Raw genomic sequence first — 19,533 nt, forward strand, 5'->3', positions numbered from 1 at the left:
ATATCAATGGAGGACATCTCCCAAACGCCCTGGGCGCCCCCCCGACGCCCCGGATGCTGGACGTGCGGCACCGCCCCCAGGCGCCCGGGATTTTGGGGATGACCCGCTTCACCAGCCCGGCGGCAGCGCCTACACTGGATTTTCGCGGCAGGCCTCCGCCGGGGACATGACCGGTACCGGACTCGCGGGGAGACAGATGGAAACAACTTTTGACTATCTCGTCGTGGGCGCTGGCTCGGCCGGCTGCGCATTGGCGGGGCGGCTGGCAGACAGCGGCAACGACACCATCGCGCTGCTCGAAACCGGCGCGCACGATCACCATGTGCTGGTGCGAACACCTGTCGGTTGCGCGGCCGTGCTGCCGCGCGCGGGCGCGCGCAACTACGGCTATCAGACCTTGCCGCAGCCGGAACTGGACGGGCGGCGCGGTTTTCAACCGCGTGGCCGGGGCCTGGGCGGGTCATCGTCGATCAACGCCATGATCTATGTGCGGGGCCGGCCCGCCGACTACGACGACTGGGCAGCGGCTGGCTGCGACGGCTGGTCTTGGGATGACGTGCTGCCGTACTTTCGTCGCGCCGAATGCAATGAGCGCGTGGCGGGCCACGACGACGATCCGCTGCATGGCGGTACCGGCCCGCTGCATGTGAGCGATCTGCGCTCGCCGAATCCGTTCGGTCAGCATTTCATCGACGCCGCGCAGCATGCGGGCATCGTGCGCAACGACGATTTCAATGGCGAGGAACAGGAAGGCGTGGGCTGGTATCAGGTCACGCAGCATGACGGCGAGCGCTGGAATGCCGCGCGCGCCTACCTGCATGGCGGTAACGCCAGGGACCGCAATTGCAATGGCGGCCGAAGCCATCTGCACGTGATGACGGGAACACAGGTGCTGCGCATCCTGTTCGAGAAGCGCCGCGCGGTTGGCGTGCTGGCCTGGCGCGATGGCCAGGAAGTGGTGCTGCGCGCGCGCCGCGAAGTCATCGTGGCGGCGGGCACGTTCGGGTCGCCGCAACTGCTGATGGCGTCGGGCGTGGGTCCGGCGGCGCATCTGCTTGAACATGGCGTTGCCGTGGTGCACGACCTGCCCGGCGTGGGCGGCAATCTGCAGGATCACCTGGACATCATCCTGCACAAGCGCGTGGCGGCGTCTGAGCTGTTCGGCGTGTCATTGGGCGGCGCGCGCCGTCTGATTGCCGAATACCTGCGCTACCGCCGCGAGCGTACCGGCATGATGACGTCGAATTTTGCCGAGGCCGGAGCTTTCGTGCGCAGCCGGCCGGGCCTGGCGGAACCCGATCTGCAGTTGCACTTCGTGGTCGGCATGGCCGATGACCACATGCGCCGCGTCAATCTCGGGCATGGGTATTCGTGCCACGTCTGCGTCTTGCGTCCGCGAAGCCGTGGAGAGGTGCGGCTGGCGTCCGCGGACATGCGCGATGCGCCGCGCATCGACCCGCGCTACCTGTCCGATCCGCAAGACATGGAAGACATGCTGGCCGGCCTGCGCATCGTGCGCCAGATCTTCATGCAGGCGCCGCTGGCCGTGTTCGGCGGACGTGAACTGTATTCGGAAGCATTGCGGCTCGATGGCAGCGATGACGATGCGGCGCGCGCATTGATCCGCCAGCATGCGGATACGATCTATCACCCCGTGGGCACCTGCCGCATGGGCATGGATGCGCTGGCCGTCGTGGACCCGCAGCTACGGGTGCGCGGCGTGGAGGGACTGCGGGTGGTGGATGCGTCGATCATGCCAACGCTGATCGGCGGCAATACCAATGCGCCGGCAATCATGATCGGCGAGCGTGCGCACGACCTGATCCGCTACGCGCCGCATGTGACGCTGCGGATTCGGGAGGCAGCGGTGGCGGACTGAGGTTCGTTTTGCTCCCTCTGCCTCCATGTGGCGAGAGGGAGCAAACACAACACACAACACACGACACACAACACGCGCGGCAGCTTATCCGCGCATCTGGAACTGCCCCACCATGTCGCGCAGGCGGCCGGCCTGTTCGTCCAGCGATTGCGCGGCGGCGGCGGCTTCTTCCACCAGGGCGGCGTTCTGTTGCGTGACCTGGTCCATCTGGCCCACGGCGTGGCCCACCTGCTCGATACCGGCGCTCTGCTCCTGCGAGGCCGCGGAGATTTCTCCGATGATGTCGGACACGCGCTTCACGGCCTGGCGGATGTCGGTCATCGTCTTGCCGACTTCCTCGGCCTGACCGGAGCCGGTGCGCACCGTGTCGACCGATGCCTCGATCAGTTCCTTGATTTCCTTGGCCGCGCTCGACGAACGCTGCGCCAGGCTGCGCACCTCACCGGCCACCACGGCAAAGCCGCGACCCTGTTCACCGGCGCGCGCCGCTTCCACGGCCGCGTTCAGCGCCAGGATGTTGGTCTGGAACGCGATACCTTCGATCAGGTTCGTGATTTCGGCAATGCGCTCGGAGCTGCTGCTGATGGCGCCCATCGTCCCCACCATCTGCTGGACCGAGTGGTTACCTTCGTCGGCCACGAGCGCCGCGTTCGATGCCAGCGTCGAAGCCTGGCGCGCGTTCTCGGCGTTCTGGCGCACCGTGGCGGTGAGCTGTTCCATGCTCGATGCCGTTTCTTCCAGCGACGCGGCTTGTTCCTCGGTGCGCGAGGACAGGTCGACGTTGCCAGCGGCGATCTGCGCGGCGGCCACGCTGACCGAATCGGTGGAGCGGCGCACTTCGCGCAGCGTGCCCGCCACGCGCTCGATCAGTTCGTTGAACGACCGCGCGGTCAGGCCGATTTCGTCGAGACGATCCACCGGCGCGCGGTGATCCAGGTCCAGCGTCTTGCTGACGTGTTCCAGCGTGCCCTGGATCTCGTCAAGGCTGCCGCGGATACGCCGGTACAGGCCGAAGGCCAGGAAGGCGGTCAGTGCCACGGCGACCACGATCACGATCGTGAAGACGCGCACGGACAAGTGGTACTGGTCCTTGTTGTAGGCCACGGCCTGCTCGCCAAGCTTCGTGTTGTATTCAAGGTGCTCGTCCAGGGCCTTGCGTACCGTGCTCGACGACTTGTTCAGTTCGCCCGAGGTCAGCATCTGCTGCGTGGCCGCCCGGTCATCGGCGCGCGAGCGTTCGAGGAAGGCCGGAATCAGTTCGCGGAAGCGCTGGGCCGCCGCGCGATCGGCTTCGAGCAGCTTGCGATCGGTATCGTCGGAGATGTCCTCGCGCTCGTACTTGGCCATCAGGTCGTCGAAACGCTTGATCGACTTTTCAAGCGCCGCGTCGGCGTCGGCCTGGGCAGCCTTGTCCTCGGCCAGGGCGTGGCGATACAGGGCAACGCGCGTCATGGCGAACGCATTGCTGGCCGTGTTGAGGTCACGCACGCTGGCCAGCGTGTTGTCGTTGAAGTATTCGAATCGGTCTTCCGCCTTGGATAGTTGCCAGATACCGCCTAGGCCAACGAAGAGAAGGGCGATCAATGCGAGGGACAGCGTAAGAAGCAGACGTTTGCTGATATTCATGGGGTGGCTTGGCGGCCACGTTGCTTGGCGTGGACCGTCCGTTGTGACGACTTGTTGGCTTTCGCTGGCGGGCCACACAGCCCGTCGCCACAACGTTTACGGCAGGGGAGCTATCCCCTGAAGGTGGGGATTCGACTCCACTCCAAGCAATGTGCGATGTCCGCACGGTCGGCTTTTCAGGCCGGCCAGGTACGCGCCGCGATACGGCCAAGAGTGACGCTATCGGCATCCAGCGTACCGAACACGCGACCATGCTGGCGGCCCAGGCGGCTGGCAACGAAGTGTTCGGCGGACTCCGGGTCGGCATGCGCAATCATCAGCGCCGCCTGCGCGGTCAGCACCAGGCCTTGCGCAAAGCGGCGCGCGTTGGCTTCGAGCGCATCGGCGGGGCCATGCAGCATGGCCTGCAGCGATGCCAGTTCCGCGCGCGCCGCTGCATGGCCGTTGGAAAGGCGCGCCAGATCCTGGAGGATGCGCGCGCCATCGTCGGGATTGCGCTGCAGCGCGCGCAGCACGTCCAGGCACATGATGTTGCCCGAGCCTTCCCAGATCGAATTGACCGGCGCCTCGCGGTACAGCCGCGCCATCGGGCCTTCTTCGACATAACCGTTGCCGCCCCATACTTCCATCGCCTCGCCAGTGGCTTCGAGGGCGCGCTTGCAGATCCAGAACTTTGCCGCCGGTGTCATCACCCGCTTCCAGGCGGCGGCGAGCGGATCGTCGTCGGCATGCTCGAAGGCGTGGGCCAGCGCCATCATCGTCTGCGTGGCGGCATCGGACTCCAGAGCCAGGTCGGCCAGCACATTGCGCATCAGCGGCTGGTCGGCCAGCAGACGGCCGAACGCCATGCGATGGCGCGCGTGATGCAGCGCCTGCACCAGCGCCGCGCGCAGCAGCGCGGCGCTGCCGATGACGCAGTCGAGCCGCGTGTTGGTGGCCATTTCGATGATCGTGGGAATGCCGCGGCCTTCCTCACCGATCAGGATGCCCGTGGCGCCGCGGAATTCCACCTCGCTGCTGGAATTCGAGCGGTTGCCGAGCTTGTCCTTGAGCCGCTGGATCAGGATCGGGTTCTTGCTGCCGTCGTCGCGGAAACGCGGCACGAAGAAGCACGACAGCGGACCATCGGCCGCGCCCATGCGCGCCACCACCAGATGCGCATCGCACATCGGCGCGGAGAAGAACCACTTGTGGCCGGTCAGCGCATATTCGGCCCCGCGCCCTTCGCCGCGTACCGGCATGGCCACGGTGGTGTTTGCGCGCACGTCGGACCCACCCTGCTTTTCGGTCATGCCCATGCCGATCATCACGGCGGTCTTGTCGCGCCAGGGCAGGTCGCGGGCATCGTGCTCCGTGGAAAACAGGCGCGCTTCGAGATCGCGGTACAGCGCGGGCTCCTTGCTGAGCACCGGAATGCTGGCCAGCGTCATCGTGGTCGGGCACAGCGAGCCGGATTCCACCTGGGCCTGCAGGAAATAGCCGACCGTACGCGCGGCCCATGCGCCCGCACGCGGTTGCGCAAAGGGCAGGGCTTGCAGTTGCTGGCTGCGCAGCAACGCGAGCAGGTGGTGCCATGCGGGATGAAACCGCACCTCGTCGATCCGTTCGCCCGTGCGGCTGTGCGTGTGCAGTTCAGGGGTGAGACGGTTGGCATCGGCCGCCCAGGCCTGGACTTCGGGGTCTCCCAGCCGCGATCCAAAGGCGGAGAGCTGCCCGGCATGCCAGCCGCCACCAAGGCGATCCAGTGCGGCGCGCAGGCCAGGGTCCGACGCGAACAGGTTGTAATGGGCCAGGTCGGGCACCTGGTTGAACACACTGTGGGTTTGCGCGGCGTCCTGACTGGTCTGGCTCACGCCGGTATCGGCGGCGGATGTGGCGGTCATGGCATCTCCTGTGGCGGCAATGCGATTCGGCACTTCGGCGGGTTGCGGGCATGGTACGGCAACTTCCACGTTCGCAATACCCGAGCAACTCCCGCGTAATCCCTCGCCAGACACGCCGCCTGGCCGGCATTTGCCGGCATCGTGCTGCGGAGCAACAAGATTCCGATACTGTGACGCACGGCAGCCGCAACAAAATTTCGGGTGGCGCAGGGGGGTGGCTTGTGCTTAAATTCACCCCGTTGGATGAAACAGGGGTGCCGTCCGGATGGGCCGGGCGCGCTGAGAGAGTCCCTTCGAACCCGATCCGGCTAGTACCGGCGTGGGAAGTTTCACAAAAACCGAATTGCTCTAGTCCCGCGGAAGATCCGCCAGTTTTCGCAACGGGACGCCGCCGCCGGCCATGCCGCGCGCAGCCGGTCTCACAGGGCTCCTGGTTTCGTCCATCCCCGCAAGAGAGAGGACGACACTATGGCCCGTACTGCCCCCGCCGCTTCGTTTGAATCGCTGGAAAGCGATCTCGACCAGAAATTTGCCTACCCGGCTTCCAGCAAGACCTACCTGACCGGCAGCCGCCCGGACATCCGCGTGCCGTTGCGCACGATTCTGCAAACCGCCACGCGCACCGATAAGGGCGAGATGGCGAACCCGCCGATTCCCGTCTACGACACCTCGGGTCCGTACAGCGATCCCGACGTGCATATCGACCTGAAGGCAGGCCTGCCGCACGTGCGCGCCAAGTGGATCGAAGAGCGCAACGACACCGAGGTGCTGACGGGCCTGTCGTCGGAATACGGCCTGGCCCGCGCCAACGATCCGGCTACCGCGCACCTGCGCTTTGCCCAGCTGACGAATCCGCGCCGCGCCAAGGCCGGTGCGAATGTGTCGCAGATGCACTATGCGCGTCGCGGCATCATCACGCCCGAAATGGAATACGTGGCGCTGCGCGAGTCGCTGAACCTGCAGGCGCTGTACGACAAGCCCGAATACAAGGCGCTGCTGCGCCAGCACCCCGGCAATGCGCTGGGTGCCGCGCTGCCGCTGCGTCCGGAAGACATGACGCCGGAATTCGTGCGCCGCGAAATTGCCGCCGGCCGCGCGATCATCCCCGCCAACATCAACCACACGGAACTGGAGCCGATGGCTATCGGCCGCAACTTCCGCGTGAAGATCAACGGCAACCTGGGCAATTCGGCGGTGACGTCGTCGCTGGCCGAGGAAGTGGAAAAGATGGTGTGGTCGATCCGCTGGGGCGCCGACACCATCATGGACCTGTCCACCGGCAAGCACATCCACGAAACGCGTGAATGGATCCTGCGCAACTCGCCGGTACCCATCGGTACGGTGCCGATCTACCAGGCGCTGGACAAGACCGGCGGCATCGCCGAGGACCTGACGTGGGAAATGTTCCGCGACACGCTGATCGAGCAGGCCGAGCAGGGCGTGGACTACTTCACGATCCACGCCGGCGTGCTGCTGCGCTACGTGCCGATGACGGCCGACCGCGTGACCGGCATCGTCTCGCGCGGTGGTTCGATCATGGCCAAGTGGTGTCTGGCGCATCACAAGGAAAACTTCCTGTACACGCACTTCGACGAGATCTGCGAAATCATGAAGGCGTACGACGTGTCGTTCAGCCTTGGTGATGGCCTGCGTCCGGGTTGCATCGCCGATTCGAACGACGACGCCCAGTTCGGCGAACTGCGCACGCTGGGCGAGCTGACGGCCAAGGCCTGGGAGCACGACGTCCAGGTCATGATCGAAGGCCCGGGCCACGTGCCGCTGCAGCGCATTCAGGCCAACATGGACGAGGAACTGAAGCACTGCTACGAAGCCCCGTTCTACACGCTGGGACCGCTGGTCACCGACATCGCGCCGGGCTACGACCACATCACCAGCGGCATCGGTGCCGCCAACATCGGCTGGATGGGCACGGCCATGCTGTGCTATGTCACGCCGAAGGAGCACCTGGGCTTGCCGGACAAGGAAGACGTCCGCGAGGGCATCATCACGTACAAGATTGCCGCCCATGCCGCCGACCTGGCCAAGGGCTGGCCCGGCGCTCAGCTGCGCGACAACGCGCTGTCCAAGGCGCGCTTCGAGTTCCGCTGGGAAGACCAGTTCAACCTTGGCCTCGATCCCGAGCGCGCGCGTTCGTTCCACGATGCCACGCTGCCGGCGGAAGGCGCGAAGATCGCTCACTTCTGCTCGATGTGCGGTCCGAAGTTCTGCTCGATGAAGATCACGCAGGAAGTGCGCGATTACGCGGCATCGCTGCCGGACGCGCAGAAAGGCATGGAAGAAAAGTCGATCGAGTTCGTGAAGTCCGGCGCGAAGATCTACTCGTAAGCCACAAACGTTGTCTTGCAGGACGGGCGGCGCTCCGCTGGGACGCCGCCCGGCAGTACCCGTAGCACGTAGTACCCAGAGTCCCGCGCGCGGCGCCCCCACGCGGCGCGGCGGTATTCACCCAACTGGAGGCCGGTCGGCGCAACTTCTTTGCCAACGCCGCCGGCATACAAGCCCATGACAGCAGTACAGTCCTTCGATGTCGCCATCCTCGGCGCCGGCCTGGCCGGGCGTTTATCCGCCTGGCAACTGGTGCGCGCGGGCGCCCGCGTGGCGCTGGTGGAGCGTGGCGGCCCCGATGGCAGCGGCTCCGCCGCGCATGTAGCCGCGGCCATGCTCGCGCCGCTGGCCGAATCGGCCATCGCCGAACGACGCATCGTCGATCTTGGCATCGCGAGCGTCGACCTGTGGCGCACCTGGATTCAGGAACTGCCCGAGCCCGTGTTCTTTCAGGAGGATGGCACGCTGGTGGTCTGGCACGCGCAAGACCGTAGCGAGGTGTCGCTGTTCACCGGCCGCATGCGCGCCGTGGCGCCTCCCGACCTGGTGCAGGCGCGCCTGCGCGCGCTCGACGGCAATGGCGTGGGACAACTGGAGCCAGCGCTGACCGGCCGCTTTCCACAGGGCCTGCTGCTGCAGGGTGAAGGACAGCTCGATAACCGTGGTGCCATGCGCGCGCTGCTTTCATGCGCCATCGAGGAAGGGTTGCATTGCGTCTGGGAAGCGGGCGAGATCGATGCCGCCGCGCTGCCCGCGCTAGGCATCCAGGCCGGCGTGGTGCTCGATTGCCGTGGCCTGGGCGCGCGCGCCGCGTGGACCGATGCCGGTGCGCAAGGCCAGACACTGCCGGGTTTGCGCGGCCTGCGCGGCGAGGTGGTGCGCGTGCATGCGCCGGACGTGAAGCTGCATCGCCCGGTGCGTCTGCTGCATCCGCGCTACCCGATCTACATCGCGCCGAAGCCGAATGACCTGTACGTGATCGGCGCTACCGAAATCGAAAGCGAGGACGACTCGCCGATGAGCGTGCGCTCGGCGCTGGAACTGCTCTCGGCGGCCCATTCGCTGCATCCCGCGTTCGGTGAGGCGCGCGTGCTGGAACTGAACGTGCAGCGCCGCCCGACACGCCCCGACCACCTGCCCGCAATCCGCGTGGACCAGCAATCGCGTGTGGTGCGCGTGAACGGCCTGTATCGGCACGGATGGCTGATCGCGCCGGCCGTGACCGAGGCCGCATGCCACGTGGTGCGCGCGATGCTGAACGGCGACCCCGCGGCGCACGCGGTACCCGCCGCGCTGCGCTGGCCCGGCATGATCGATGCCGTGCGGGAACCCGCCGAAAGTTCGCGTGACGCGCTGGCCGATTCCGGCGGCACGCTGCATTAACCAGAACACACCATGCAAATCCTGCTCAATGGCCAACCGCTGGAGCTGTCGGACGCCGCCACGCTGGCGGATGCCGTGACGGCAGCGGCCATCGCGCCGCCGTTCGCGGCCGCGGTGAACGGCCAGTTTGTCCCGCGTGCGGCGCATGCAGCCACCACGCTCAATGCAGGCGATCAGATTGACCTTGTGCAACCCGTAACGGGAGGCTAAGCACTGTTATGACATTCGAACCGACTGAAACGTTGCGCGATCCGTTCGTGCTCTACGGCGAATCCTTCAACTCGCGCCTGCTGCTGGGCACCGCGCGCTATCCGTCGCCTGCCACGCTGCAGGCAGCCGTGGAGGCATCGCGCCCGGCCATGATCACCGTGGCGCTGCGCCGCCAGACCGCCGTCGGCAGTGGTGACGGCCAGACGCTCGGTGGCGACACCTTCTGGCAGATGCTGCGCACGCTGGGCGTGCCGGTGCTGCCGAACACCGCCGGTTGCTTCACGGCTCAGGAAGTCATCAATACGGCGATGATGGCGCGCGAGGTATTCGAGACCGACTGGATCAAGCTGGAGCTGATCGGCGACGACTACACGCTGCAGCCCGATACGCTGAACCTGCCGGCCGTGGCCGAGACGCTGATCAAGGAAGGCTTCAAGGTGCTGCCGTACTGCACCGAGGACCTGGTGCTGTGCCGCCGCCTGCTCGACGTCGGCTGCCAGGCACTGATGCCGTGGGCCGCGCCGATCGGCACGGGCCGTGGCGCCGTGAATCCGCACGCCATGCGCACGCTGCGCGACCGCCTGCCCGATACGCCGCTGATCGTCGATGCCGGCCTGGGCCTCCCGTCGCATGCGGCGCAGGTGCTGGAATGGGGCTACGACGGCGTGCTGCTCAACACTGCCGTGGCTCAGGCCGCGTATCCGGTGAACATGGCGCGTGCGTTTGCGCTGGCCGTGGACGCCGGCCGTACCGCGTACCTGGCTGGCCCGATGCCCGAGCGCGAAGTGGCGCAGGCCAGCACGCCGGTGGTCGGCATGCCGTTCTGGCACGCCGAAGGCGCGGAGGACCGCGCATGACGCGACAAGGCGTTGCCGCGGCCATCGATGCCGCACTGTTCGACGATTTGCTCAAGCGTTACGCGGCGATGTTCGGACGCGACGAGACACCGTGGCAGGCATGGCCGCTGGCCAATGCGCCCGCCACGTTGAGCCGCCATGACGTGGTGTTGTTCGATGGCGAAGCCACGCCCGATGCGATCGACCGCGTGGTCGCCGCCAATGCGGTGCTGATCAAATCGGAGCGCGAAGGCGGCCGCTGGATCGACACCGTACGCTCGCCGATGGGCACCTGGGTGCTGGAGTCCCACGCCGAGGGTGACACCGCGCATTCGCCGGCCTTTGTGGCCGTCTTGTGCGCCGCGCTGTCGCTTCACTTCCCGGCGCATGACGCGCTGTGCATCGCGCGTGCCTGGCAGCCCGCCACCACGGCATGGCCGGCGGACTTCACGCGCTTTCCGCGTGTGCGGCATGCCGCGCTGGTGTCGCCCGACCAGCCGGTGCCGGCCTTTGCGCCGTGCCCGCCCGGGCTTGGCCTGTATGCCGTGATGCCCACCGCCGAATGGATCGAAAAGCTCGTGCCGCTCAAGGTGCCCACCGTGCAGCTGCGCTTCAAGTCCGATGACGCGGCCGCTGTGAAGGCTGAAGTGGTACGCGCAGCCAATGCCGCAAAGGGTTCGGCATCGCGCCTGTTCATCAACGACCACTGGCGCGTGGCCATCGATCACCACGCGGCCTGCGGCGGTGACAGCGGTATCTACGGCATCCACCTCGGACAGGAAGATCTGGACGAAGCGGATCTCGATGCCATTCGCGCGTCTGGCCTGCGCCTTGGCGTGTCGACGCACGGCTACGCGGAGATGCTGCGCGTGGCGGCGATCCGGCCCAGCTACCTGGCGCTCGGCGCGATCTTCCCGACCACGACCAAGATCATGCCGACCCAGCCGCAGGGCATGGGCCGCTTCCAGTCGTACGTGAAGCTGATGCAGCCGGTGATTCCGTCACTGGTGGGTATCGGCGGCGTGAACGCCGGCAACATGCGCGAAGTGCTCGATGTTGGCGTGGGCAGCGCGGCCGTGGTGCGGGCGATTACCGAGGCGGGTGACGTGCCGGCCGCCGTTGACGGGCTACACGCGCTGTTTGGCTGACCGCCGGCCGACGGCCGGGCAACTGCCGGGCAATTGAACGGTTTGACCATTTCCCGCCCCTCTCCCGCCTCCCGGGAGAGGGCGGCGCGATACCACCCCATTCAGTTTGGGCGCTAACCGGCCACCCCGCTAGCCACCCCGCGTTCAATCCGCATATCCTCTCTGTTCCAACGGAAAAAGGATCGAGGTTCCGCCATACGGAACCCGCACGAGAGGAAACAGCAGTGAACGAGATCATCCCCGCCGCACCCGGCACCCCCGACAAGCCCTATTTCGGTATCGAGATTCCGCTGATGCGCCTGCTGGGCCTGCAGCCGGTGCATATGGAGGAGGGCCTGTGCCGCACCCGCCTGCCGGCCAATCCGAATGTGGTGAACAGCCGTGGCGATGTGCACGGCGGCACGCTGATGGCGGTGCTCGACTTCACGCTGAGTGGCGCCGCGCGCTCGCATGCGCCGCTCGACGTGGGCGTGATCACGATCGACATGTCCACGCATTTCCTGGCCGCCGCGCGCGGCGAGCTGACGTTCGAGGCTCGCACCATGCGCCGTGGCAACAAGATCGCCTTCTGCGAAGGCGAGGCCCGCGACGCATCGGGCACGGTCTGCTGCGTGGCCCGCGCGTCGTTCAAGCTGGTGCAGCTGGTCGGCGGCAATTAAGCCTTGGGGCCTTCCGCAGGTCGATAGACCGCCAGAAATCTTGCGCGCTCGGTGATGCCATAGTCACCGGGCGCGTATTGCATCAGCCAGTCGCCGGGCTTGCCCGTCAGCACATCCCCGCCCGCCGACCGTTCGATCGCGAAGGCATCTGGCATTTCCTTCACCAGCACCGGCACGGGCTTGTTGCGATATGGCCCCGATTCGCCATGCGTCAGCGGCCCCTGCGCCACGTAGCGCGCATCGAACCGTTCGCGCGACACCACCCAGCGGTCGCCGGTGGCGCCGGTCACGATGGCGTCGGCGCGCTGATAGCGGTTCGGCCCCTCGCGGCTGATCAGTTCGCCCGGCTCGGCGGCGAACAACACCTGCACGGTTTCATCCTTGACGTACCAGCGCGCGGCGGGGTCGTCGCGCAGGTCGATATCCTTCAGTGTTTCCATGTCGGGTCAGCCCAGGGGGCGCGGGGCGAAGCTGTGATTGAGCGGGCCGTTGCCGGCACCGAAGCGTAGTTGCGCGCCGGCGGCAATGGCATGAGCCACGTAGTCGAGCGCGGTACCCACGGCATCTGGCAGCGCGTCGCCGCGAGCCAGTTGTGACGTGATGGCCGCGGCCAGCGTGCAGCCGGTGCCATGCAGGTTCGGGGTGTCGATGCGCGGATGCGTGAACACGCGCACGGTACCGTCGGCCAGCATCAGCAGGTCGTCCAGTCCCTTCGCGCCGGGGCCGTCGTCCTCCAGATGCCCGCCCTTGAGCAGCACGGCCTGGCAACCCATCGCCAGCAGCTCGGCCGCCGCAGCTTCCATTTCCGCGCGGCGCGTGATGCGGCGGCCGAGCAGGTACGACGCCTCGGGCAGATTGGGCGTGACCAGCATGGCGCGCGGAAACAGCAGCTTCACCATCGCCTGGCTCGTCGCGTCGTCGGACAGCGTGGCGCCGGAGGTGGAGATCATGACCGGGTCCACCACCAGCTTGCGGATGGCATGACGGTCCACCGCGCCGGCCACGGCCTCGACGATGGCGGCCGTGCCCAGCATGCCGGTCTTGGCCGCATCCACGCCGATATCGCTGGCTACGGCGTCGATCTGGGCGGCCACCATGTCCGCGGGAATGGCGTGCACGCCGGTGACACCGAGCGTGTTCTGGGCCGTGATGGCCGTGATCGCGCTCATGCCAAAGCAGCCGAGCGCGGCAAACGTCTTCAGGTCCGCCTGAATGCCGGCGCCGCCACCGGAGTCGGAGCCGGCGATGGTCAGGGTGCGGGGTGGCGTGGGGAGCATGTGCAGGGCGGGAACAGTCGGAAACAAAATAGCGGGAAAAAATCTGGCATTTCAGCCCGCCGCAGGAGAACAGGCACGCTACAATACCGCCACTCCGAGGAGCGTTGCAACGGATGCCTTGTCATCCGCCAGGCTCGGAATGTCTCAACGGCGCTCGCTGTTCCGTGGTTTTCGCACGGGGCGCGAGTCGACCTGTCTGCCCGTCATGTCCGTCATGGCCTTCATCGGAGGCCGCTGCATGGCGCGGTCTGAATACATCCTCTCGTCCCATGCGTGCCACTCTTACACCGGAGTGACTCATGAACGCTGTGACTGACCTGAAGCAGGATTACCTGATCGCCGACATCGGCCTGGCTGGCTGGGGCCGCAAGGAAATCGCCATCGCCGAAACCGAAATGCCGGGCCTGATGGCGATCCGTGACGAATTTGCCGCCGCGCAGCCGCTCAAGGGCGCGCGCATCGCCGGCTCGCTGCACATGACGATTCAGACCGCCGTGCTGATCGAAACGCTGAAGGCACTGGGCGCCGACGTGCGCTGGGCCTCGTGCAACATCTTCTCGACCCAGGACCACGCCGCCGCCGCCATCGCTGCATCGGGTACGCCGGTGTTCGCGTTCAAGGGCGAGTCGCTGAAGGAATACTGGGACTTCACGCACCGCATTTTCGACTGGGCCGACGGCGGCACGCCGAACATGATCCTGGACGACGGCGGTGACGCCACGCTGCTGCTGCACCTGGGCGCCCGTGCCGAAAAGGATGCGTCGCTCATCAGCAAGCCCACGAGCGAAGAAGAAACCTTCCTGTTCGCCGCGATCAAGGAAAAGCTGGCCAAGGACGCCACCTGGTACAGCCGTAACCTGGCCGCCATTCGTGGCGTGACCGAGGAAACCACCACGGGCGTGCACCGCCTGTATCAGATGGCACAGCGCGGCGAACTGAAGTTCCCGGCCATCAACGTGAACGATTCGGTCACCAAGAGCAAGTTCGACAATCTGTACGGCTGCCGTGAATCGCTGGTCGATGGCATCAAGCGCGCCACCGACGTGATGATCGCCGGCAAGATCGCCGTGGTTGCCGGCTACGGCGACGTGGGCAAGGGCAGCGCCCAGGCCCTGCGCGCGCTGTCGGCCCAGGTGTGGGTCACCGAAATCGACCCGATCTGCGCCCTGCAGGCCGCGATGGAAGGCTACCGCGTGGTGACGATGGACTACGCCGCCGAGCACGGCGACATCTTCGTGACCTGCACCGGCAACTACCACGTGATCACGCACGACCACATGGCCAAGATGAAGGACCAGGCCATCGTCTGCAACATCGGCCACTTCGACAACGAAATCGACATCGCGTCGATCGAGAAGTACGAATGGGACGAGATCAAGCCGCAGGTTGACCACGTCAAGTTCCCGGACGGCAAGAAGATCATCATCCTGGCCAAGGGCCGCCTGGTGAACCTGGGCTGCGCCACGGGCCACCCGTCGTACGTGATGAGCAGCTCGTTCGCCAACCAGACGATCGCGCAGATCGAACTGTGGGCCGAGCGTGACAGCGGCAAGTACCCGGTTGGCGTGTACACGCTGCCGAAGCACCTGGACGAAAAGGTGGCGCGCCTGCAGCTGAGGAAGCTGAACGCGCAACTGACCCAGTTGACCGAGCAGCAGGCGGCCTACATCGGCGTGAAGAAGGAAGGCCCGTACAAGGCCGACCACTACCGCTATTGATGCACCGCTACTGATCCCTCTCGGATATTTCCCCGTGGCTTTGTCCCACTCCCGCGCGGGAGTGGGACGGGGGAGAGGGTGTTGAGCCGGCCGCGCGCGCCTGGCCTTGCCAGGTTGCGCGCGGCATCGATGTCATCCAAACAAGAAGAAGGAGTTTCCAATGCGACTGTTGGCCGTGTGGATTATCAACGCCGCTTCATTGTTTCTGGTGAGCTACCTGCTCAGCGGTATCGAACTCGGGGGCTTTGGCTCCGCGATGGTCGCGGCGCTGGTGCTGGGCCTGGTCAATACGCTGATCCGGCCGATCCTGGTGATCCTGACGTTGCCGGTCACGCTGCTGACGCTGGGCCTGTTCATCTTCGTCATCAACGCGCTGCTGTTCCTGTTTGTCGGCAATCTCCTGCAGGGGTTCGTCGTGCAGGGATTTGGCGCTGCGCTGCTTGGGTCCATCCTCTATAGCGTGATTTCGACGATTCTTGCCAGCGTGTTGCTGGGAGAGCGCAACTAAGCGCGAATGACTTTTACGGGGCGCCGCCGCGCGGCGTGCCAACCATGACTGATCGCTACTACAGCTTCGAATTCTTCCCGCCCAAGACGGCGGAAGGCGCCGAGAAACTGCGCAACACGCGCGCGCAGCTGGCGCCGCTGCAGCCGAAGTACATTTCGGTAACGTTCGGTGCCGGCGGCACCACGCAGCAGGGCACGCTGGACGCCGTGCTGGAAATCCAGCGCGAAGGCATCGAGGCCGCGCCGCACCTGTCGTGCGTGGGGTCCTCGCGCGAGAGCATTCGCAATATCCTGAAGACGTATCGTGACAACGGCATCCGCCATATCGTCGCGCTGCGCGGCGATATGCCGTCGGGCATGGGGGAAATCGGCGAGTTCCGCTACGCCAATGAACTGGTGGAGTTCATCCGCGCGGAAACCGGTGACTGGTTCAATATCGAAGTGGCGGCCTACCCCGAATACCATCCGCAGGCCCGCTCGCCACGCCACGACCTCGATAACTTCGTACGCAAGGTGAAGGCCGGCGCAAACTCGGCCATCACGCAGTATTTCTTCAACGCCGACGCTTACTTCCGCTTTGTCGACGACGTGCGCGCGATGGGCGTCGAGGTGCCCATCGTGCCGGGCATCATGCCGATCACGAACCATTCGCAGCTGATGCGCTTTTCCGAGATGTGCGGGGCGGAAGTGCCGCGCTGGGTGGCAAAGCGGCTTGAATCGTTTGGCGACGACAAGGAATCGATCCGCGCGTTCGGTCTGGACGTGGTGACCGGCCTGTGCGAACGCCTGCTCGAAGCCGGCGTGCCGGGCCTGCATTTCTACACGCTGAACACGGCGTCGGCCACCAAGGCGATCTGGCAACGCCTGAAGCTGTAAAAGAGAACGTAAAGGTACGATGCCCGCCGCGCGCCGCCCCGATCCTTTCATCGAGCATCTGCTTGAACTGATGGGGCCGCTGGCGGCCGGCATTGGCCCGGTGACGGCCAAGCGAATGTTTGGCGGGCACGGGTTGTTCTATGACGGCCTGATGTTCGCGCTGGTCAGCGGCGGACAGTGTTACCTGAAAGCGGATGACATCACCTTGCCCCGGTTTGCGGCCGAAGGCAGCGAGCCATTCCGCTACCAGTCCGCGCGGCGCGAAGTGACGATGCGTCACTACCTGAGTCTGCCGGCAGCCTGCCTGGAGTCGCCGGGCGCGATGACGCCGTGGGCGCGCATGGCCGTGGAAGCCGCGCTGCGGCTGGGCAACGCGAAGTAAGCGCGGTCCGGCGCCTTTCACTGGCGCGCGCGATGGTGGCATACTCGCCCGCATGGTCACCGCCACCTTCCGTTTCTACGAGGAACTGAACGACTTTCTGGCGCCATCGCAGCGCCGCCGGGACCTGTCGTGCCCCTGCGCGCGGGCTTCCACCGTCAAGCACATGATCGAGTCGCTGGGTGTGCCGCACACCGAGGTGGAGCTGATCCTCGTGAATGGCGAATCGGCACCATTCGCCCGTATCGTTGCGGACGGTGACCGCGTCGCCGTCTATCCGAAATTCGAATCGCTCGATATCACGCCGCTGCTACGTGTGCGTGAGCACCCGCTGCGACACATCCGGTTTATCGCCGACGCCCATCTTGGCGGCCTGGCCCATCTGCTGCGCATGACCGGATTCGACACGCTCTATGACAATCATTTCGAAGACAGCGAGATCGCGCGCATTGCGGCTGACGAACATCGGATCGTGCTGACGCGCGATCGGGAGCTGCTCAAGCGGCGCGAGATCACGCACGGGTGCTATGTGCGCGCGCTCAAATCGTCGCTGCAGGCCCGCGAGATATTTGCGCGGCTGGATCTGGCGCGAAACGCGAGGCCATTTTCGCTATGCCTCGACTGCAACGTGCCGCTGCACCGGATAGACAAGGCCGATGCGGCCGGCCGCGTGCCCGATGGCGTGTTCGAACGCCATGAACGATTCGTTACCTGCCCGCATTGCCGCCGGGTGTTCTGGGAAGGCTCGCACTGGAAGCGGATGCGCGAGCTGGTGGATGCGCTGACGCGCGGCCCGGAAACATCGCCGGACTGCGCGCCAGGCTGACTGGGGGACGGCTAGTTGAAGCGGTGCTCGACCAGCACCAGGCTTTCGTCCATACGGTCGTACCGATGGATGAACGTGGCATCGAAACGAACCACCCGCTTCAGTTCCGGCGCATACCAGACCGTGATTTTGTACGGTACGTGCACCAGACTGCCTGTTGCGCCGGCAGCGTAGAACGAACGCAGCATGCCGCCCTCGTAGGCGATACGCAACGCGCGGACCTCGCTGGTGCCGACGCGGACCGAAGTTTCGCCCATCACGCGGCCGTTCAGCTCCGTCTTGGCGTCGCTGCCCGGTGCACGGTAGCTGTATTTCCAGCTCATGCCGACGCGCGGATCGGCGGGTACCCAACCGCCCGGCGGGCTGATGCTGTCGAATTCGCCGCCGATGGCCGTGCCGATCTTCTGCAGGCGGCCGTCCCGCGACTCCACGCGCGCGCCCTGGTTGAAGGTGACCTTGTCCCCGTCGATCCCGTCCACGCGATAGACGACCTCACGCTTGAGGCCGGTCAGGCGGTCGGTCAGCTCGTAGCGCCAGGTTTCGCCAACACGCGGCGATTCGCCCGGCACAGCGGCGGCGGCCGGCGCTGCCGCGGCGGTGGCTACCGTTGGGGCGGTGGCGGGCGCCGGAGCCGGCTTGTAGTTGGCCAGCGCGCTCGCGCTGCGTGCCTGAGCCGTGGCGAGCCACGCGGAAGGCAGGGCGCTGGTCAGGGTTTCGCCCTGCGCGGCACGTGTCAGCACGCCAACCAGTCGTCCGCTGTCATCGAACAGGCCGCCGCCGCTCATGCCGGCAGCGGGTGCAATCGATGCCTGGATGCGGTCGAGTCCGCCGTCGGCGCCCGCGCGCAGGCCGGCTACCGTGCCCTGGCTCATCGACACCCGGCCTTCATCGTTGGCGACGGCCGAGAACACGCGCTGTCCGAACGCGGGCGCACCGGCGGCAATGGCCACGGGCGGCGCGTTGAAATTGGCCACCTTGAGCAGGCAGATATCGCGTTCGACGTCGGGCGCTTCAAGCGTCGCGCCGTAGCTGACATTGTCGCGCTGGATCATCACAGTCTTGGCGCCAGTCAGCAGGTGGCAGGCCGTGACGAGCTGGCCTGGCCCGGTGACCACGGCGGACCCTGTGGCAAGCGGTGCGCGTTGCGGGCCGAGTGTCATCACGGTGTAGACGCTGGGAGACACCCTGGCCAGCATCTGGGAGGCGTCCAGTGCCAGGGCGGAAGCAGGCGACAAGGCGTACACGGCGAGCAGACCCGTGGCTGCCGCGAAGGTTGTGTTGCGCATGGTGTTTTTTGTTCTTTTGATCGCGCCGTGGTGTGGCGTCTGTTGTTGTGATCCCGGCGTACCCGGCCGTCCAGTTCCGGGAGCTTACAACACCCCTTTCTCCGTCACCAACCAGTCCATCGGCAGGTCGTGCATTTGCGCAACAAGCGGAATCTGGCAGGCGCTGAAGCCGATGCCGATGGCCACCGCCGTCGCGCCCTGACCGGCAAGGGCCGCCAGGGTGCGGTCATAGAAGCCGCCCCCATAACCCAGGCGGAACTTGTCGGCGCTGAAACCGACACAGGGAATGAGTAGCGCGTCGGGCGTTACGGCATCTGTGCCGTCAGGGACTGGAATGCCGTAGTGGCCGGCACGCATCGCCGTGTCAGGGGTCCAGAAATGGAAGTCGAGCGGCGTACCCGGCGCCGTGACGACTGGCAGGGCCGCCACACGGCCCGGCATGCCCGCAAGCCACCGGGCCACCGCGGCGCGGGCATCGAACTCCTGCTGGATCGGCCAGTAGAACCCGAGCCGGCGCACGCCCAGGCGCTCCAGCAATGGGCCAAGGGCGTCGTCGATGCATGCATCGGAGGCGGCGCGGTCGGGCAGGGCGGCACGCAGCGCGAGCAGTTCGCGCCGCAGTGCGCGCCGGTCGGTGCCGGCTGGGAATTGGCGGGCGTCCGGGCCGTTGTCCGGGGCTTGGGTCGGGGGCATG

The 19,533-nt window shown here is 66.2% G+C and carries 18 protein-coding genes and 2 riboswitches; of the genes, 12 read left to right on the plus strand and 6 right to left on the minus strand.

Going from position 1 to position 19,533, the window contains the following annotated elements; all coding sequences use genetic code 11:
* The first annotated feature begins 196 nt into the window (after positions 1–196).
* Positions 197–1,879 carry a GMC family oxidoreductase gene (locus tag AC3FLX_RS11270; protein WP_488696508.1) on the plus strand — a complete coding sequence of 561 codons (1,683 nt, stop codon included), beginning with the start codon at positions 197–199 and terminating at the stop codon, positions 1,877–1,879.
* Between the two features lie 84 nt (positions 1,880–1,963).
* Here the strand turns inward: AC3FLX_RS11270 and AC3FLX_RS11275 are convergent, their stop codons facing one another.
* A complete protein-coding gene (locus tag AC3FLX_RS11275; RefSeq protein ID WP_488696509.1) occupies positions 1,964–3,505 on the minus strand; it encodes a methyl-accepting chemotaxis protein in 1,542 nt (513 codons plus the stop codon).
* A gap of 176 nt (positions 3,506–3,681) precedes the next feature.
* Positions 3,682–5,388: an acyl-CoA dehydrogenase family protein gene (locus AC3FLX_RS11280; RefSeq protein WP_488696511.1), complete on the minus strand. Its 1,707-nt coding sequence runs from the start codon at positions 5,386–5,388 to the stop codon at positions 3,682–3,684.
* A gap of 240 nt (positions 5,389–5,628) precedes the next feature.
* Positions 5,629–5,731, plus strand: a riboswitch (TPP riboswitch).
* A gap of 125 nt (positions 5,732–5,856) precedes the next feature.
* Here AC3FLX_RS11280 and thiC point away from each other — a divergent pair.
* From thiC to AC3FLX_RS11310, 6 genes are all read left to right on the plus strand, one after another.
* Positions 5,857–7,734, plus strand: a complete 1,878-nt coding sequence (gene thiC / locus AC3FLX_RS11285) for a phosphomethylpyrimidine synthase ThiC (RefSeq protein WP_488696513.1) — start codon at positions 5,857–5,859, stop codon at positions 7,732–7,734.
* A 177-nt stretch (positions 7,735–7,911) separates the two neighbouring features.
* Positions 7,912–9,117, plus strand: coding sequence for an FAD-dependent oxidoreductase (locus AC3FLX_RS11290; protein ID WP_488696515.1), 1,206 nt, complete (start codon positions 7,912–7,914; stop codon positions 9,115–9,117).
* A 12-nt stretch (positions 9,118–9,129) separates the two neighbouring features.
* The gene (thiS, locus tag AC3FLX_RS11295; RefSeq protein ID WP_488696517.1) at positions 9,130–9,327 is read left to right on the plus strand and encodes a sulfur carrier protein ThiS; all 198 of its coding nucleotides are present in this window, start codon (positions 9,130–9,132) and stop codon (positions 9,325–9,327) included.
* A gap of 8 nt (positions 9,328–9,335) precedes the next feature.
* On the plus strand, positions 9,336–10,184 hold the full coding sequence (locus AC3FLX_RS11300) for a thiazole synthase (RefSeq protein ID WP_488696519.1): 849 nt from the start codon (positions 9,336–9,338) through the stop codon (positions 10,182–10,184).
* Positions 10,181–11,311 carry a thiamine phosphate synthase gene (locus AC3FLX_RS11305; RefSeq protein ID WP_488696521.1) on the plus strand — a complete coding sequence of 377 codons (1,131 nt, stop codon included), beginning with the start codon at positions 10,181–10,183 and terminating at the stop codon, positions 11,309–11,311. Before AC3FLX_RS11300 ends, AC3FLX_RS11305 begins: the two co-directional genes overlap by 4 nt.
* 224 nt (positions 11,312–11,535) lie before the next feature.
* Positions 11,536–11,970, plus strand: coding sequence for a PaaI family thioesterase (locus tag AC3FLX_RS11310; protein ID WP_488696522.1), 435 nt, complete (start codon positions 11,536–11,538; stop codon positions 11,968–11,970).
* Here the strand turns inward: AC3FLX_RS11310 and AC3FLX_RS11315 are convergent.
* Positions 11,967–12,410, minus strand: a complete 444-nt coding sequence (locus AC3FLX_RS11315; protein WP_488696524.1) for a PGDYG domain-containing protein — start codon at positions 12,408–12,410, stop codon at positions 11,967–11,969. The two genes, AC3FLX_RS11310 and AC3FLX_RS11315, sit on opposite strands and share 4 nt — an antisense overlap.
* A 6-nt stretch (positions 12,411–12,416) precedes the next feature.
* A complete protein-coding gene (thiD, locus tag AC3FLX_RS11320; protein WP_488696526.1) occupies positions 12,417–13,247 on the minus strand; it encodes a bifunctional hydroxymethylpyrimidine kinase/phosphomethylpyrimidine kinase in 831 nt (276 codons plus the stop codon).
* Between the two features lie 90 nt (positions 13,248–13,337).
* Positions 13,338–13,410: riboswitch (S-adenosyl-L-homocysteine riboswitch) on the plus strand.
* A gap of 136 nt (positions 13,411–13,546) precedes the next feature.
* Between thiD and ahcY the strand changes: the two genes are divergently transcribed.
* The 5 genes from ahcY (at position 13,547) to AC3FLX_RS11345 (ending at position 17,553) form a co-directional block, all read left to right on the plus strand.
* Positions 13,547–14,965 carry an adenosylhomocysteinase gene (ahcY, locus tag AC3FLX_RS11325; RefSeq protein WP_488696528.1) on the plus strand — a complete coding sequence of 473 codons (1,419 nt, stop codon included), beginning with the start codon at positions 13,547–13,549 and terminating at the stop codon, positions 14,963–14,965.
* Positions 14,966–15,125: 160 nt separating this feature from the next.
* Positions 15,126–15,473 carry a phage holin family protein gene (locus AC3FLX_RS11330; protein WP_488696530.1) on the plus strand — a complete coding sequence of 116 codons (348 nt, stop codon included), beginning with the start codon at positions 15,126–15,128 and terminating at the stop codon, positions 15,471–15,473.
* 44 nt (positions 15,474–15,517) lie between these two features.
* Positions 15,518–16,348 carry a methylenetetrahydrofolate reductase [NAD(P)H] gene (gene metF, locus AC3FLX_RS11335; protein WP_488696532.1) on the plus strand — a complete coding sequence of 277 codons (831 nt, stop codon included), beginning with the start codon at positions 15,518–15,520 and terminating at the stop codon, positions 16,346–16,348.
* A gap of 19 nt (positions 16,349–16,367) precedes the next feature.
* A complete protein-coding gene (locus AC3FLX_RS11340) occupies positions 16,368–16,730 on the plus strand; it encodes a TfoX/Sxy family protein (RefSeq protein WP_488696533.1) in 363 nt (120 codons plus the stop codon).
* A 52-nt stretch (positions 16,731–16,782) separates the two neighbouring features.
* On the plus strand, positions 16,783–17,553 hold the full coding sequence (locus AC3FLX_RS11345) for a Mut7-C RNAse domain-containing protein (RefSeq protein WP_488696535.1): 771 nt from the start codon (positions 16,783–16,785) through the stop codon (positions 17,551–17,553).
* A gap of 11 nt (positions 17,554–17,564) precedes the next feature.
* On the opposite strand, the gene AC3FLX_RS11350 is transcribed toward AC3FLX_RS11345, so the two are convergent.
* Both AC3FLX_RS11350 and AC3FLX_RS11355 read right to left on the minus strand, forming a co-directional pair.
* Positions 17,565–18,839 carry a S1 family peptidase gene (locus tag AC3FLX_RS11350; RefSeq protein ID WP_488696537.1) on the minus strand — a complete coding sequence of 425 codons (1,275 nt, stop codon included), beginning with the start codon at positions 18,837–18,839 and terminating at the stop codon, positions 17,565–17,567.
* Positions 18,840–18,923: 84 nt separating this feature from the next.
* Positions 18,924–19,532, minus strand: a complete 609-nt coding sequence (locus AC3FLX_RS11355; RefSeq protein WP_488696538.1) for a 5-formyltetrahydrofolate cyclo-ligase — start codon at positions 19,530–19,532, stop codon at positions 18,924–18,926.
* Position 19,533: the final 1 nt, after the last annotated feature.

This window comes from Cupriavidus sp. 291-E7, assembly GCF_057798835.1.

What these genes read in the sequence shown, in the direction of transcription:
- AC3FLX_RS11290 (WP_488696515.1), top strand. Translation starts at nt 7,912, where the DNA reads ATGACAGCAGTACAGTCCTTCGATGTCGCCATCCTCGGCGCCGGCCTG.
- AC3FLX_RS11305 (WP_488696521.1), top strand. Translation starts at nt 10,181, where the DNA reads ATGACGCGACAAGGCGTTGCCGCGGCCATCGATGCCGCACTGTTCGAC.
- thiC (WP_488696513.1), top strand. Translation starts at nt 5,857, where the DNA reads ATGGCCCGTACTGCCCCCGCCGCTTCGTTTGAATCGCTGGAAAGCGAT.
- AC3FLX_RS11315 (WP_488696524.1), bottom strand. Translation starts at nt 12,410, where the DNA reads ATGGAAACACTGAAGGATATCGACCTGCGCGACGACCCCGCCGCGCGC.
- thiS (WP_488696517.1), top strand. Translation starts at nt 9,130, where the DNA reads ATGCAAATCCTGCTCAATGGCCAACCGCTGGAGCTGTCGGACGCCGCC.
- thiD (WP_488696526.1), bottom strand. Translation starts at nt 13,247, where the DNA reads ATGCTCCCCACGCCACCCCGCACCCTGACCATCGCCGGCTCCGACTCC.
- AC3FLX_RS11270 (WP_488696508.1), top strand. Translation starts at nt 197, where the DNA reads ATGGAAACAACTTTTGACTATCTCGTCGTGGGCGCTGGCTCGGCCGGC.
- AC3FLX_RS11275 (WP_488696509.1), bottom strand. Translation starts at nt 3,505, where the DNA reads ATGAATATCAGCAAACGTCTGCTTCTTACGCTGTCCCTCGCATTGATC.
- AC3FLX_RS11350 (WP_488696537.1), bottom strand. Translation starts at nt 18,839, where the DNA reads ATGCGCAACACAACCTTCGCGGCAGCCACGGGTCTGCTCGCCGTGTAC.
- AC3FLX_RS11355 (WP_488696538.1), bottom strand. Translation starts at nt 19,532, where the DNA reads ATGCCCCCGACCCAAGCCCCGGACAACGGCCCGGACGCCCGCCAATTC.
- AC3FLX_RS11280 (WP_488696511.1), bottom strand. Translation starts at nt 5,388, where the DNA reads ATGACCGCCACATCCGCCGCCGATACCGGCGTGAGCCAGACCAGTCAG.
- AC3FLX_RS11345 (WP_488696535.1), top strand. Translation starts at nt 16,783, where the DNA reads ATGGTCACCGCCACCTTCCGTTTCTACGAGGAACTGAACGACTTTCTG.
- AC3FLX_RS11300 (WP_488696519.1), top strand. Translation starts at nt 9,336, where the DNA reads ATGACATTCGAACCGACTGAAACGTTGCGCGATCCGTTCGTGCTCTAC.
- AC3FLX_RS11330 (WP_488696530.1), top strand. Translation starts at nt 15,126, where the DNA reads ATGCGACTGTTGGCCGTGTGGATTATCAACGCCGCTTCATTGTTTCTG.
- metF (WP_488696532.1), top strand. Translation starts at nt 15,518, where the DNA reads ATGACTGATCGCTACTACAGCTTCGAATTCTTCCCGCCCAAGACGGCG.
- AC3FLX_RS11340 (WP_488696533.1), top strand. Translation starts at nt 16,368, where the DNA reads ATGCCCGCCGCGCGCCGCCCCGATCCTTTCATCGAGCATCTGCTTGAA.
- ahcY (WP_488696528.1), top strand. Translation starts at nt 13,547, where the DNA reads ATGAACGCTGTGACTGACCTGAAGCAGGATTACCTGATCGCCGACATC.